This is a genomic window from Phaeobacter italicus, assembly GCF_019801785.1.
Taxonomy (GTDB): Bacteria; Pseudomonadota; Alphaproteobacteria; order Rhodobacterales; family Rhodobacteraceae; genus Phaeobacter; species Phaeobacter italicus.
Genome location: NZ_JAHVIJ010000007.1, coordinates 96,436 through 111,364 on the forward strand (window position 1 = coordinate 96,436; position 14,929 = coordinate 111,364).

Consider the following 14,929-nt stretch of genomic DNA (forward strand, 5'->3'; position numbering starts at 1 on the left):
GTCGACTATATGGAACACCCTCACAAACACAGGACTCACCCCAAGCTCATCACCCGACTGAAGAGGGCGCAGGGCCATTTGCGCCACGTGATCGAGATGCTGGAGGACGGAAAACCCTGTTCCGATATCGCGGTGCAGATGCAGGCCGTCGAGAAAGCGGTGGGCAACGCCAAGCGGGTTCTGATCCACGATCATATTGACCACTGCATCGGCACCGAAAGCAGCGAAGCGGAGTTGGCAGAGCTGCGCGCGCTTGCAAAACTGTTGTAGTTTTCATGCTGTCGATCCTTGCAAACCGGACCTATCGCCACCTGTTCGCGGCTCAGGTCATTGCCTTGTTGGGCACGGGGCTGGCAACCGTCGCGCTTGGCCTGTTGGCCTGGAACATTGCGGGTGATGACGCAGGTGTCGTCCTTGGCACAGCGCTCGCAATCAAGATGGTTGCCTATGTGACGCTTGCGCCGGTGGCGTCGGCGCTGGCTGTTCAGGTTCCGCGCCGAACCATGCTGGTGGGTTTGGACGTGCTGCGTGCGGTGGTTGCCGTTGCGTTGCCCTTTGTCACCGAGGTTTGGCAGATCTATGTCCTGATCTTCCTCATGCAGGCGGCGTCAGCTGGTTTTACCCCCACGTTTCAGGCGACAATTCCCGACGTTCTACCGGACGAGGCAGAGTATACCCGCGCCCTGTCGTTATCCCGATTGGCCTATGATCTTGAAAGTCTGCTGTCGCCAATGCTGGCGGCGGCTCTTTTGACAGTTGTCAGTTTCCCCGTGCTGTTCGGTGGCACGGTTCTGGGTTTTCTTGCGTCGGCAGTGTTGGTCTTGTCCGTGCCGGTCCCATCGCCGCGCCCCTCAAAACCTCGCGGCATCTGGGAGCGCACGACACGTGGGCTGCGCCTGTATCTTGCGACGCCGCACCTGCGGGGGCTTCTGGCCCTGAATGTGACGGTCGCGGCCGCATCTTCGATGGTGATTGTGAACACTGTTGTTCTGGTGAAGGGGCGGTTTGAGTTGGGGGAACCCCAGGTCGCGGTTGCCCTGTCAGCCTTTGGCGCAGGATCAATGGTTGCTGCTTTGCTGCTGCCTCGTGTTCTTGAGATCGTCGCAGATAAACCGATGATGCTGCTTGGCGGGGGCGTTCTGACCGGAGGGCTGTTCGTTGGTCCGTGGCTGGGCAGTTTCACTGGCATGGTTGTGCTTTGGGCCGTTCTTGGGTGTGGTTTCAGCATCGCGCAGACGCCGACCGGCCGCCTTTTGCGAAGATCGGCCAGCGCAGAAGATCGGCCCGCTCTCTTTGCAGCCCAATTCGCCCTCAGCCATTCTTGCTGGCTCATCACCTACCCGCTTGCCGGCCAAATCGGAGCCCGGTTCAGTTTGTCCTCGGCATATTTGATCCTCGGAGGGATTGCGCTGTTGGGCCTTGGCGCGGCGATGGTACTGTGGCGCAGGCCGCCGGATCGTGAGATGCAACAGCGCCTTTGACAGCGCTAACGGTTCAAGGAATAACGGTGTCACAAACCCTCAGGAGATATGTGATGACCGCCCCGGACCCCCACACCTGCGGCGCTGCTGTCGATGCAGCTGGATTTTGGGTTGATGATCAGGGTCATCGCGCTTTCCTGCGCAGCGATGCTCTGCGTCAGTTGGAATTTTTTGAGGCAAGCTTGGGGGAAACGCCCGGTTTCCAGCAGCTCGACATGCAGGGAAACCACCGCCCTGACGACCTGCAGGAGCTGCACAGTACAACGCGTCTTGTTCACTGCTATGCGCTTGCTGAAATGATCGGGCTTGTAGGCGCGGGAAAGATGGTCGAGCAGGGGCTGGCCTACTTGCGGGATCATCACCATGACAAAGTCCACGGTGGTTATGTCTGGGGGCTGCGAGGTAATCAGATCGCTGATCCTCGCAAGCTCGCCTATGGGCATGTCTTTGTTCTGCTGGCAGCGTCGACTGCGAAGATGGCCGGACATGCGTCTGCAGATCCGCTCTTGTCCGATGTGGCAGATGTACTGACGGAACGTTTCTGGGAAGAAGAGGCAGGCCTTTTTGCGGATGAGTGGAGCAGGGATTGGTCGCCGTTTTCAACCTACCGCGGCATGAATGCCAACATGCACGGGGTGGAGGCGCTCCTTGCAGCTTATGAAGCAACTGGACAGGAGTTGTTCCTGCACCGTGCCGGTCGCATTCTTGATAGGTTCACCGTGCAAATCGCCCCGCAAGAGGGTTGGCGCCTACCCGAACACTATACGGAGAACTGGCAGATTGATCGCGCATACTCCGGTGATCCGATGTTCCGCCCGGCAGGTACGACACCGGGTCATTCGCTGGAATTGGGGCGCCTGCTGCTTCACCATTGGGATTTGACGGATCGCAGGGATGCATCTGCTCCCAAACGGGCGCGCGCGTTGATCGAACAGGCTTTGACAGATGCCTGGATGGTGGGTGCAAAAGCCGAGGGGTATTCTATCGAGGGCGGTCTTGCCTACACGCTCAATTTTGATGGATCGATTGCGATGGCAAACCGGTTCTGGTGGCCTGTGACAGAGGCGATCGGCGCGTTAGCCACGCTGATCAAGCTGGAGCGCAGAGACGAGGACGAACATTGGTATCGGAGATTGTGGCAGTTCGCGTCGGCGCGATTTGTGGATCACGAAAACGGTGGCTGGATCCCGGAAATCGATCCTTCGGGCAAGCCGAAGATGACGATCTTTGAAGGCAAACCAGACCTGTATCATTCATTCCAGGCGTGCCTGTTTCCGCTGGCCAAAACGCCAGTTGCACATATCCGCAGTGTGCAGGCATTGGGGCGTGATTTTCTTGCTAGCCCGATCTGATACGTGAAACCCAAACACCCCCCGCAGTGCTGCGAGGGGTGTTTGGGTGCCGGATATGAAAATCACTCCGCTGCCAAATCAAAGCTGGCACCGTCGTTTTTCGCCGCCGGTGTGATTGCGGACCATTTCAGATCTCCATCGTAGCGTGCGGCCAGCTGGCCGTCGCTGTCCATCGCAATCAGGTGCAGCCAGCGGTTGTCAAACAGGGCGCGGACCGCCGGGTGACGTTCCAGAATATCGGTCATCGCCTCCTGCGGCGCTTCGATGATTACCGAAAGGCGCAATGGGTCGTGCTGATACGCCTCGCCATCATGCACCGACTGCCAAGGCAGGCCCGGTTTTGGAGCGCCGCCGTTGCCTTCCAACACTCCAATGCCACCGACCACGTTGTGCAGCAGCTTGTTGCCACCCCCAAACAGCGTGGGCGACACGGTTGATCCGTAATACTGCAAGCTGATCCAGCTCGCGACAACGACCGGTGCAGTCATGATCAGCTCTAGCACACCAAAACCGTCATCGGCCTGCCAGTCGTAGTTGTGCAGGAACGACTGACCATCCAGTACCGTTCCCTCGGTCCGCCCACGCGGGGCGGCGACGAAGGCGCGGCAGCCGGCCAGTCCCCATTCGGGGCGCAGCTCGGACCAATCCGTGGCACGGCCAAGGATATCCTCGCCATTGTCGGCACGCGGCAGGCGGGCGGCCCGCTCTGTGCGGGCCAACGCGCCAGCAGCATCCAGCCATCCGCGGATCTTGGAAAGTTCAGCGGTCAGCCCGGCGGCGACTGTTGCGGGGATGTCCTGCTCAAACAAAGTCACCTTGTCAGTTGTCGTGTAGTGCAGCGCTGGCAGGAACACGGTGTCAGCAGGGATTTCGATCCCCTGCTCGTGCAGTCCGGCCCGGACTGCGCTGTCGTTCAACAGACCGGCAAGCAGCCGGGCGTTTACATCACCCGCGTATCCGCCGCAGGCGCCGCAATGCAGCGCACTGGCGTGGGGGTTGTTGGTCACATCCGCACCGTGGCCTGCAAGCATGACAACACGGGCAAATCCTTTGGTCAGGGACATGGCGGACAGGATCGTCTTGGCCGTCGTCACCTTTGTCGCCAGATCAACAGAGCTGTCCAGTTGGGGGGCGGGATCAGCCGGGGCGCTGTGGCCGGTGCCGAAGGCATCTTTCAGCAGCTTGCCGGCATAAACGGGGCCAGTCGCCTCGACAAAAGCAAAGGACGATACGGCGGCGAGTTTGAACCGCCCCCAGGCCCGTTTCGCACGTGCCGCATATCGCCGCGCCAGATCTGCATCGCTTGCTTCTACTGCCGAGGAGGTCACGCCCGGATTGAGCAGAACCGGCCCGCGCCCTTCGCAGACGTCCGAACCAGCTGCCTTGTGGGCTGCCGCCAAACCGAAGAATCCTGCAAACCCGATGGTTTTGATCGCACTGTCCTGTGCTTCCAGTGCCCGGCGGAACACTTCGGAGCGGACGTCGATGCAGAAGGCCGCTTGCAATGCAGGCCGCTGGCTTTCGTCTTCGGCTGCTGTTGTCTTGCGTGCGGCAAACGTCGCCCCAAGTTTACGCTGCTGGGCCCGGTCTCCTGCTTCCTGAAGGATCGCGTCAATGACGAGGTCCCGGCTTGGGGTGACCGGCGTCTCATGCTCGGCGATGATGTCGTGCCACCGATCGATGATCTGCTCGCGATACTGGTGGAACAGCGCCTCGTCGAAAACCATCCGGATCGCCAGCAATTCAACGGTTGTGGTGTCGCTCTTGTCGGCCAGTTCTGCCTGCCACAGCAAATAGCGGCCATACTGAGCCCAACCTTCGAGGGTGATGAGATAGCGGTGAAAGGCTGTTGCCGCAGCATCAAAGCCGATCCCCAGGGTTTCCGATGCCCGCCCGATGGCCCGCCACTGCGAGCGGTTGGTCGCCGATACAAAGGCGCCAAACCCTTTCAGGCCGTGAATTTCCGGGGTCAGATCGCGGCTCGCAAATTGGCGCCAAGCTGCAAAGGTGCCTCCAGTGCGATCCGGTTGCCACAACGCCTGCCCGTTATCAAAATGGCTTGCCGCAAAGGCGCCGATCCGTTCGCTGATAAGTCCCGGCCAATCAATGCCAGATACGTCTGCAGCCAGTTCCGCGACAGTTGGCAGCGGGTTCGGTTCGTCCGTGTCACCTGCGTCCAGTGCAGCCTGGATATCCTCGATGGATGGGGCATCAAACGGACCGGCCACAGCGGCCAGAGCGTCCGTCAGATCGTCGTCGATGATGTCGCCCGCTGCGATCTTGTCCCTCCAGTGGCTCCGAGCCGGAGTGACACGGCCACCCGCCACACGCGCCAGCCGCGCCGACGCGGTTGCGAGGGGTTCTTCGGTTTGGCCAAGGAACGGGTTCACGGCGACGCTTGAGGTCAGCGGAAAGAGTGGCGGAATCTGGCGGCTGGCTGAATTTGCCTTGCTGACAAGCTCCAGGAGCGCGGCGGGGTAGGTTTCATGCTTCATGAACATCGTGCAAATCTCCTGGGGTTAGGTTGTGGCCCGCTTTGACCAGCCATCAAGGACACGATCAAAGAGAGCGTTGGCGTAAAGCCCGTTGGACAGGTGAACACGCAGGCCTGCCGCAGCCGGGTGGGTGGCCCACAGGGGGAATGTGGCCTGCGCAACAGCAACCAGGCCAAAGCTGATCAAGGCGAGGATGATGAGCGCCCATTCCAGCGGGCCGGGGGATGGAGTCGCGGGCAGGGTGCCCGCGGTCAGTTTCAGTGCGACAATCTGCAAAACGAAGTAGCTGATCGATGTCGCAGCGGCATAGATCACTGTCCGGCGGGTCAGCGCACCAGGGGCGGCATCCGCAAATCCCTGAGCCAGCAGATAGGCCACACCAAAGATCAGGATGACGCCAAGGGCGATCGCCTGCACGGACTTGCCGTCAAAGCCGAAGACGCCCCCGACGACCGCATAGATCACGATCCCGATCCCGAATGCTTGCATCACATTGCGCGCGCTGGGGACCGCCACGGGACCAGGCCGGCGGATCGCCGCAACGTTGCTGACGGCTTCACCCGCACTGAGGAAGGCATGGGCCTTGTAAAGCGAGTGCGCCACGATGTGCAGAAGGGCGAGTGGGAACAGCGCGAGACCACATTGCATGACCATGAAGGCCATCTGAGCGATTGTTGACCATGCCAGAGAGGTTTTGACTGCGGGCTGGGTCAGCATCACAAGGCCGCCAAAGAGCGCGGTAAACCCACCGAGCATCACCAAAAGAGCCATGATGCCGGGTGCAGCGAGCATGACATCTGCAAAGCGGATGAGGAGAAAACCACCAGCGTTGATCACGCCTGCATGGAGCAGCGCAGAAACGGGGGTAGGTGCTTCCATGACTTCGGTCAGCCAGCCGTGCACAGGAAACTGAGCCGAGGCCAGAACTGCGGCCAAAGCGATCCCAAGGGCTCCGAAAACCGTCAGAAGATCCGGTGTTGCGGTGGCCAAGATGGTGGCGATGTCCGTCGTTCCATATGCGCCGACCAGAACGGCGACCGAGACGGCCAAGGCGGCTTCACTGGCGCGGGCGACCACCGCCTTTTTGCGAGCCGCACGCTGCGCAGTGGTCCGTTCGGGATAAAACAGAAGCAGCTGATGCAGGCTCAGGCTGGTGGCTGTCCAAGCAAGAAGCAGCTGGATCAGATTGCCAGACATGACCAGAAGAAGAACCGAAGCAAGCGTTGCGCACATCCATCCGGTGAATGCGCCCTGCCGCGTCTCGCCATCCATATAGGTTGCGCTGTAGCGCAGGACGATCCAACCGATAAAGCTGACAAGGCAGAGCATTGTGACGCTCACCGCATCGAGGCGGGCGGAAAGGCCAACGCCAAACACCCCGATCAATGGGGAGGTGGTGGGCCCCTGCAAGATCACTATCAATGCAGAGATGGCAGACACCGCGAATGCAGCCAATGCGCCCCATTCGGCCAGCCGGGGCAGGTTGCCGGGGCGTTGTCCTGGAAAATTGCGGGCGCGCAGGGCCAATCCGATCAGAATGGCGGGTGCCAGAAATGGCAGCAGAGTGAGGAACATGTCGATCTCCCATCAGGCGTGGCAGCAGAGGAGCGCTGCGTTGCCGGACTAGGTAGAACAGTTCCAGGGTTAGGAAAAATTCATTGTTTTGATCTTTTCGTTCTAATAAAATGAACGAATGCCGCTCAATTATCATCACCTTCGCTACTTCTGGGCCGTCGCTCATGACGGGAATCTGACCCGCACGGCGCAGCGTCTCAATCTGTCGCAATCGGCACTGTCGGTGCAGATTAAACAGCTGGAGGAGCGTCTGGGTCACCCCCTGTTTGATCGCCGAGGTCGGCAGCTGCATTTGACCGAAGCAGGGCGCATAACGTTGGATCATGCAGATGCGATTTTCGCTACAGGCCAAGAGCTTATCGCGACGCTGCAGGAAACAGGGCGCAGTCGGCAGGCGTTGCGGGTTGGGGCCCTTGCGACACTGTCTCGCAACTTTCAGATCGGTTTCTTGCGGCCGATGCTGGCGCGTACAGATGTGGAGGTGATCGTCCGCTCTGGTAGTCCAACAGAGTTGTTGGAAGGGCTCGCGACCCTCAATCTCGATCTCGTTTTGATGAACCGCGAACCCCCAAACGACAGTTTGACACCGTACGAGACGCACCAGATCGCAGATCAGGCGGTGAGCATTGTTGGCTCTCCGGATCGGTTTGATCCAGAACAGCCCATCCGCAATCTCATCGAAGACCATCCCTTTGTCCTGCCAACCACCGACACCACGATGCGCACAGCATTTGATGCCATGGCAAGTCGACTGTCCGTGGTGCCTCAGGTGGTGGCCGAGGTGGACGATATGGCAATGATGCGTCTGCTTGCCCGTGAGAACATCGGTCTTGCGCTGGTGGCGCCTATCGTCGTTCAGGACGAGCTGACCTCTGGGCGTCTGGTCGAAGCCCGAGAGCATCCTCGCATTCGAGAGACGTTCTATGCCATCACCTTGCGCCGCCGGTTCCCCAATCCTCTCGTGCAGGAACTGCTGGCTGATCGCAGCGAGGTCTTGGGCACAGCGGGCTGATGTCACTTGAGGTTTCACCGAAGTGGTTGGCCGCCCTATCGCAGTTGTGAGCAGATGTCACCGCTCGCAGCCACAACTCCTCTCAAACGGCGGGTATAACACCCTCATATGCGTCGCGGCATTTGAGTGGCTGATGTGACCACCGTTTTCAGGAGATAGATATGTTACCTCGTTCTTTTGGTCTGGCCATCGGTCGCGGGTTTGCGGCTGTTGGCCTTATGCTACTGAGCACTGCAAATGCAGCAGTGGCGCAGGACCTTGATGGCCGCGATACAGCTGGAAACTGGCGTGTAACGGAATACGAAACCCATAGGGTTTGGAAGACAATCTGTGATGAGAGAGAGGAGCCTTCAGGCCTGCACCAGCGCTGCTATGTGCGTTGGGTAGATGTCTATACACAAACCCCGAAACTAGGCGCTTTGTTTGCCTTTGTTACGCCTGACGGGGCAGGCGACCGGATACAGTTTGGCCCTGAACCGGGCAGTGTTTTCCTGCCGGGTGGATTTCAGATCCGCAGAGGCGACGATATCGTCTGGGTTCAGAATGACCGCCAATGTCTGTTGTGGGCGCAATGTGATTTCGATGCCGAGAGCTCAAGCGCTGTCCTGAGAGAGATGCGCGCAGGCGGTGTTTTTGAGCTGCGGTTCGAAGATCGCAGTGGCGCACGATACGCGCTGAGTTGGCCGCTGGATGGGTTTTCTGCAGCATTTGACAGCTACCGCGCCCATTGGGCAAAGCGACAGTAGGGTGGATCGGTCAGGCCCAGCTTGCGTGTGCCTAGCGCTTGCGCGGGAAAAGTGAGCCCGCGCAAGCGCTGTCATCAGATCGGGGCGCCTGTGAATTGGTCCAGCTCTACACCGCTGTCTTTCAAAGCGCGGCGGACTTCTGCGGCAATGGCGACGGCCGTTGGGGTGTCACCGTGCAGGCAAATCGTATCGATGCGTGTTTCGATCCGTTTACCGCTGGCCGTGATGATTGCCCCTTCACGTACCATGTCCACCATACGTTGACCTGCCTCCTTGGGGTCGTGGATGACGGATCCTGGCAGTTTGCGGTCGACCAGTGTTGCGTCGTCATTGTAGGCGCGATCTGCAAATATCTCGCAGGCGGCGGCGCATCCCAGCTCTGCGACAGCGGCTTGCTGGGCCGTCCCTGCCAGAACCATGACGATGATATCAGGATCAACAGACAGTGCCCCCTCGTAACAGGCTCGCGCCATGTCTTGATCTTCAGAGGCCATATTCGCCAATGCACCGTGCAGTTTCAGGTGGCGCACCTTGGTGCCTGCCGCAGTCGCCATCGCCTGTGCCGCACCAAGTTGGTAGCGCACAAGATTGGCAAGTGAGCCATGCGGGATGTCCATTCGGCGTCGCCCAAACCCGTGCAGATCGGGGAAACCCGGATGCGCGCCGATGCCAGTGCCCTTTTCGCGTGCATTCGCCATTGTCTTCGCCATCACGTCCCAATCACCTGCGTGAAAACCACAGGCGATATTGGCTGAGGTGACGATATCCAGAAGGGCTGCGTCATCCCCAAGGTTCCAGGCGCCAAAACCTTCGCCCATATCGGCGTTCAGATCGACAGTTCGGGTCATGTCAGCTCCTTACAAGACATCTTCTTCGCCAGCGATCGCGCCGCTGATCAGTTGATAGGACAAGAGATCCGCAATGGTGTGGGGATCACGGATGAGCGGTCTGCACGCCGTGCGCAAACCGGATTGATGAGAACGAGCTTTCTCCTCTGCCTCCAACGCTGCCTCAAGAGTGACAAACTGAAAGCGGAGGGGCGCACCGGCCGGGGCTTGGGCGAGGAGAGGTAGATCACAGGGGATGACCGTCCCAATGCGAGGATAGCCCCCTGTCGTCTGACATTCTGCCAACAGCAAATAAGGGGTTCCGTCACCAGTGATCTGGATGTCGCCGGGACTGATGACCTCTGACAGCACGGTCCGCCCCCCGTCAGGTGAAAAAGCGGCACCGTCACTATCCAATGGCACCCCCATTCTGTTTCCGCGCGTCCCGCGGCGGAACTGTGTTTGTTCAAAACGGGCGCGGTCTTTTTCAGCGAACAGATGGGTTTGCAGGCTGGCCACCATTCTGACCTGTCCGCCCTCAAACCGCTTGGCCACCTTGAGCCCCAGTCCCGTCTGGAACTGGCCATCTTCGCCCACGGGGAGGGTGTCGCCAGATTGGCAGGCTGCACCGATCCCTGCTGAAAGGTGAACAGAACGTGCTCCCAGTTGTTCGGGCACCACAAGGCCGCCGCCGACGTGCAGGTAGCCGTACGTTCCGCGCAAGACTGCGCCAATGCTGAGGCGAGCGCCCGCAGGAAGGACATGACTGGCGTTCCAGGCAATGGCGCTGCCGTCGATTGAGGCTTTCATCGGGGCACCGGTCAAGGCAATGCGGAGGTCTTCTGTGGCCTCGAACTCTCCACCCATGCCGACCATCTCAAGTGCTGCGAGGGTGTGGGATTGGGCAAGGAGCGCCGCACCTTCGGCAAGTGCCAGTCGATCCGCGGCGCCACCGCGGGACACGCCATATTCCAGCCAGCCGGGTCGGCCTGCGTCCTGAACGGTGCAGCCGGGGCCAATGCGCAAAACCTTGAGCGATCGGGTCATTTCAGCACCTCGGCCTTGGCGCCGCCCATCGGGTCGGCCCGCAGGTTGGTGATCTCCTCGGCGGTAGCGGGGGTGAATGCCACCTCGTCGCCGGGTCGGAGCACAAAGGGATTTGCGCTTTGCGGTTGAAACAATTGCACCGCTGTTTGTCCAACGTGCATCCAGCCAGTTGGCGTTGCGACCGAAAACAGCACCATTTGGCGAATGGCTACCGCCAACGCACCCTCTGGGATACGGTTGGTGAGTTGGCTTTGACGGGGAATATCCCAAGCCTCCGGCAGTTCACCGAGATAAGGCTGGCCCGGAGCAAACCCGATGGTCTGGACACGAACGCGGGCGGCAGCAAGCTGTGCAATCGCGTCTTCCGGGCTCAGCCCGGCGGCGCTGGCTGCCTGTTCCAGTTGAGGGGCGAGTTCAGATCCAAAAACTGCCGGAATGCGCCACAGGCGTCGGTTTTCCGGCAACGGAGCCGCGTACCAATCCTTTGACGCTAGAAGCCCCTCAAGCTTGTCCCGTAGGGCCCTGTGTTCCAGATGGAGCGGATCAAAACGAATGTAGGTTGAGACAAGGGACGTCGAGACCTCTTCGATGCCATCCCAGGTCAACCGTCCAAGCTCAGCTCGCAGTGCAAGAGCCGCGCGGTTCGCTGGCTCGCTCAATCGTTCGCCAAAACTGATGAGCATGCCATCTATCCCGACCGTGCGGATCAGTGGCGTGAAATCAGCAGGTTGTGTGTGCAGGTCAGTCATCGGCTCACATCTGTTCGGGCAGGTAGGTCACGATAGACGGGAAAAGAACGATGAGGACAAGGGCTGCAACCATCAGGAAAAAGAATGGCAACGCCGCGCGGGCAACAGTCAGGATATCGCGACCGGTCAGCGACTGCAGCACAAAGAGATTGAAGCCAACTGGTGGGGTAATCTGCGACATCTCAACCACGATCACCAGGAAAATACCGAACCAGAGCGGATCAATCCCCGCCTCAAGAACCATGGGCATGATGACAGACGCCGTGAGCACCACGACGGAAATTCCGTCAAGAAAACAGCCTAGCACGACAAAGAAGATCGTCAGTGCAGCCAGAAGCGTGAAGGTCGAGAGGTTGAGCGAGCCGATCCATTCCGCCAGCAAGCGGGGAATGCCGGTAAAACCCATCGCAACGGTCAGAAAGGACGCGCCGGCAAGGATGAAGGCAATCATGCAGGACGTCACTGTAGCGCCCATGAGACCGTCGACAAAGGTACGGCGGGTTAGGGATCCCGACTGCCTGGACAGCAGCAGCGCAAGCACAACACCAACCGCCGCTGCATCAGTGGGAGAGGCAATGCCTGCGTAAATCGATCCGATGACACCGGCAATCAGCAACATGACAGGGATCAGGCGACGTGTTCTGTTGAGCTTTTCACCAAAGCTCAGGCTGCTTTCTGTAGCGTCGCTCTGGGGAAGGGACTTGCGGTTGAGAAAGGCCCAGATGACGACATATCCAACAAAGAGCGAAACCAGCAGGACACCCGGCAACACTCCGGCGACGAACAGGCGGGCGATGGATTGTTCGGTGGCAACGCCATAGACGATCAGAATGATTGACGGCGGGATCAAAAGACCAAGTGTCGCTGAGCCCGCAAGGGTGCCAATCACCACTTTTTCCGGATACCCGCGGCGCGCCAGCTCGGGGATTGACAGTTTGCCAATGGTGGCCGCCGTCGCGGCGGAGGAGCCGGAAACCGCAGCAAAGATCCCGCAGGCAAAGATGTTCACATGCAGCAGTTGGCCGGGCAGGCGGTTCATCCACGGGGCCAGACCTGTAAACATGTCCTCTGATAGGCGCGAGCGAAACAGGATTTCTCCCATCCAGATGAACAAGGGCAATGCCGCCAGCGCCCAGGAATTGCTGTGGCCCCACATAGTGGTTGCCATCACCAGCCCCAAAGGCGCTTCGGTGAATAGGGCCATGGCGGCGAAACCGACACCAAGCAGGGCAAAAGCCACCCAAAGGCCCGCACCCAGAAAGAGAAACAGGAGAAAGAGAATGACAATGGAAAGCGCAGCAACCGACATCGGGAAATCCTATTCATTGAGGAGGTTTTCGCCTTTGCCCTGCCAGCTGGGCTCAGCGCCGCGCAGGACGCAGATCAGCTCATCTGCCAGCGCAATCGTCAGAATAATGAGGCCAAACGCCACCGGCAGTTGCGGAATCCAGAGCGGAACAGACACCATTCCAGAGCTGCGGTCGCCAAATTCGTGGGATTCCAGAACCAGCAGCCCCATGTACCAGCTTGCATAGCCAGCCATCACGAGGGCCAGGCAGATAACCGCGATCTCGCTGAGGCGGGCCATCGCTGCGGGCATCTTGTTGGTCAGGAGGCTCACCCGGATATGACCGCCGGCGCGCAGTGCATAGGCGAGCGCAAGAAAGCTTGACCCAGCAAGAAAGAACCCGGTGAAATCTGAATATGATGGGATCGTCAGGCCAACGCCCTGTCCTGTCATCGCAACCGAAATCTTGTCGGCGAGGTTCAGACAAACCTGTGCAAAGACGATAGCGACGATGGCAACGATGAAAGCTGCAGCCAAACCTCCGGCTGCTCTGTAGACGAAATCAAGCGCGGCGCGCATGGCAATCCCTCCCTGATAAATGACCGGGCGCCAAGGGCGCCCGGTACACATGCTTATTTGTTGTAAGCTTCCATCAGAGCTTCGCCGGCATCACCTGCCTTGTTTTGCCAGCCTTCCAGCATATGCGCACCGATCGCTTTCAGGCCTTCGATCAGCTCCGGAGAGGGCTGGGAGACAGTGATGCCGTTTTCGGCCAGAACCTTCACCTTTTCGCTGGTTTCGGCGCGGCTCATGTCCCAGCCCCGTGCTTCTGCGGCGGCTGCAGCATCCAACACGGCTTTCTGGGTTGCGTCGTCAAGACGGCGGAAGGCACGTTTGTTCACCACCACAATGTTCTTGGGGATCCAGGCCTGGATATCGGTGTAGTGGCTGAGAAAGTCCCATGCCTTGGAATTCACACCGGTAGACGGGGAGGTGATCATTGCTTCCACGCGACCGGTGCTGAACGCCTGGGGGATATCTGGCACTTCAACCTGGGTGGGTGCTGCGCCTGCGAGATTTGCGAATTCTTCAAGCGTCGCATTGTAGGTGCGGAACTTCAGGCCAGCCAGGTCTTCGATGCTGTTGATCTCTTTGGTGGTGTAGAGCCCCTGGGGCGGCCACGGTATAGCGTAAAGCGCCATCAAGCCCTGTTTGTCCAGAAGACCATCGATGACGTCTTTCTGCGCGGCCCAAAGACGTTCTGCATCATCATAGCTGGTGGCAAGGAAGGGCAGGGAGTCGACACCAAAGGCGGGATCGTCATTGGCCAAGAGGGACAGGAAGAATTCACCGATCGGAACCTGCCCGCTGCGCACTGCCTTGCTGATTTCGGGGTGTTTGAACAGCGAACCTGCAGAATGAACCTTGATCTCAAGTGCACCGTCAGTCGCCTTCGCGACATCCTCGGCGAAACCAGCGATGTTCACCGTGTGAAAGGTGGCGTCGGGGTAGGGCGTGGGCATGTCCCAAGTGGCGGCCTGAGCGGACATTGCCAGACCCGCGATTGCAGCGGTGGCCCCGCTGAACAAATGTGTAAGTTTCATAATGACCTCCATGTCAGTCAAATTAGTTGGTTCTTGTTTATTGACAGTTTGATTGCATAACGCTGACATTTTGTCAACGTTATGCAAGTGAGACGTTGGACCGGTCCACAGGATCGTGCCGAAATGGTGAAAATCCGTGCTTGAACTTGGCCTTACACTCCCGTCCAATGGATACGAAAGTAAAACGCCAACGTTTTATTGGCGAAAAAGGAGTCAAACTTGCCTGATACACCGCCTGATGGCCGCAGAATCGTATCCTCCCGTCACTTGGCGGAAGGCGAAGGCTGGGAACTCTCTGAATTGGAGTTCGGTCTGATTGTTGCCTACAACGCGTTTTCTCGATGGATGATCCGCTGCATGGCAGCGGCCGGGCAGGCCGACCTCAGCCCTCTGGACATCCTGATCCTGCATAATGTGAACCATCGCGGCAAAGACAAACGGCTCACGGACATCTGTTTCCTCCTTAATATCGAGGATACGCATACGGTGAACTATGGCCTGCGAAAGCTGTTGAAGGCTGGGCTCCTGGATTCTGAGAAACGCGGAAAGGAGGTGTTCTATCGCACCTCGCAAACCGGTGCGGATCTTTGCGACGCCTACCGTGATATTCGGCGCCAATGCCTGTTGGATGGTGGAATGGGGCCGGAACTGCCGGGCAAGGAGTTGCGCGCGCTGGCCCGCAGTCTGAGGTCATTGTCGGGGCAATATGACCAGGCCAGCCGTGCGGCGGCGTCTCTCTAACATCGAAGATGT

At 59.2% G+C, this 14,929-nt stretch carries 14 protein-coding genes; 6 read left to right on the forward strand and 8 right to left on the reverse strand.

Annotated elements, in window-relative coordinates; translation table 11 throughout:
• The first annotated feature begins 9 nt into the window (after positions 1–9).
• Genes KUV39_RS16330 through KUV39_RS16340 form a run of 3 tightly spaced genes read left to right on the forward strand, consistent with a single transcriptional unit; the run spans position 10 to position 2,833 of the window.
• On the forward strand, positions 10–270 hold the full coding sequence (locus KUV39_RS16330; protein WP_222460401.1) for a metal-sensing transcriptional repressor: 261 nt from the start codon (positions 10–12) through the stop codon (positions 268–270).
• A 5-nt stretch (positions 271–275) separates the two neighbouring features.
• Positions 276–1,481, forward strand: a complete 1,206-nt coding sequence (locus tag KUV39_RS16335) for an MFS transporter (RefSeq protein ID WP_222460335.1) — start codon at positions 276–278, stop codon at positions 1,479–1,481.
• A 53-nt stretch (positions 1,482–1,534) separates the two neighbouring features.
• Complete coding sequence (locus KUV39_RS16340; protein WP_222460336.1) at positions 1,535–2,833, forward strand: AGE family epimerase/isomerase; 1,299 nt, start codon at positions 1,535–1,537, stop codon at positions 2,831–2,833.
• Between the two features lie 62 nt (positions 2,834–2,895).
• On the opposite strand, the gene KUV39_RS16345 is transcribed toward KUV39_RS16340, so the two are convergent.
• On the reverse strand, positions 2,896–5,334 hold the full coding sequence (locus tag KUV39_RS16345; RefSeq protein ID WP_222460337.1) for a YbcC family protein: 2,439 nt from the start codon (positions 5,332–5,334) through the stop codon (positions 2,896–2,898).
• 18 nt (positions 5,335–5,352) lie between these two features.
• Complete coding sequence (locus KUV39_RS16350; RefSeq protein ID WP_222460338.1) at positions 5,353–6,903, reverse strand: proton-conducting transporter transmembrane domain-containing protein; 1,551 nt, start codon at positions 6,901–6,903, stop codon at positions 5,353–5,355.
• A gap of 118 nt (positions 6,904–7,021) precedes the next feature.
• Between KUV39_RS16350 and KUV39_RS16355 the strand changes: the two genes are divergently transcribed.
• On the forward strand, positions 7,022–7,915 hold the full coding sequence (locus KUV39_RS16355) for a LysR family transcriptional regulator (protein ID WP_008563466.1): 894 nt from the start codon (positions 7,022–7,024) through the stop codon (positions 7,913–7,915).
• Positions 7,916–8,076: 161 nt separating this feature from the next.
• Positions 8,077–8,661: an invasion associated locus B family protein gene (locus KUV39_RS16360; protein WP_222460339.1), complete on the forward strand. Its 585-nt coding sequence runs from the start codon at positions 8,077–8,079 to the stop codon at positions 8,659–8,661.
• Between the two features lie 74 nt (positions 8,662–8,735).
• On the opposite strand, the gene KUV39_RS16365 is transcribed toward KUV39_RS16360, so the two are convergent.
• From KUV39_RS16365 to KUV39_RS16390, 6 genes are read right to left on the reverse strand one after another with little or no spacing between them, the layout of a single operon-like run.
• The gene (locus KUV39_RS16365) at positions 8,736–9,509 is read right to left on the reverse strand and encodes a LamB/YcsF family protein (RefSeq protein WP_222460340.1); all 774 of its coding nucleotides are present in this window, start codon (positions 9,507–9,509) and stop codon (positions 8,736–8,738) included.
• A gap of 9 nt (positions 9,510–9,518) precedes the next feature.
• Complete coding sequence (locus tag KUV39_RS16370; protein WP_222460341.1) at positions 9,519–10,535, reverse strand: 5-oxoprolinase subunit C family protein; 1,017 nt, start codon at positions 10,533–10,535, stop codon at positions 9,519–9,521.
• Positions 10,532–11,284 carry a 5-oxoprolinase subunit B family protein gene (locus tag KUV39_RS16375; protein ID WP_222460342.1) on the reverse strand — a complete coding sequence of 251 codons (753 nt, stop codon included), beginning with the start codon at positions 11,282–11,284 and terminating at the stop codon, positions 10,532–10,534. Before KUV39_RS16375 ends, KUV39_RS16370 begins: the two co-directional genes overlap by 4 nt.
• A gap of 4 nt (positions 11,285–11,288) precedes the next feature.
• Positions 11,289–12,593 (reverse strand): TRAP transporter large permease, encoded by a 1,305-nt coding sequence (locus KUV39_RS16380; RefSeq protein WP_222460343.1) that lies wholly within the window; start codon positions 12,591–12,593, stop codon positions 11,289–11,291.
• A 9-nt stretch (positions 12,594–12,602) separates the two neighbouring features.
• Complete coding sequence (locus KUV39_RS16385; protein ID WP_046212017.1) at positions 12,603–13,151, reverse strand: TRAP transporter small permease; 549 nt, start codon at positions 13,149–13,151, stop codon at positions 12,603–12,605.
• A 53-nt stretch (positions 13,152–13,204) separates the two neighbouring features.
• A complete protein-coding gene (locus KUV39_RS16390) occupies positions 13,205–14,176 on the reverse strand; it encodes a TRAP transporter substrate-binding protein (RefSeq protein WP_222460344.1) in 972 nt (323 codons plus the stop codon).
• 219 nt (positions 14,177–14,395) lie between these two features.
• On the opposite strand from KUV39_RS16390, the gene KUV39_RS16395 reads away from it, so the two are divergent.
• Entirely contained in the window at positions 14,396–14,917 is a 522-nt protein-coding gene (locus tag KUV39_RS16395) for a winged helix DNA-binding protein (RefSeq protein ID WP_008563557.1), read from the forward strand.
• The last annotated feature ends 12 nt before the right edge of the window (positions 14,918–14,929 follow it).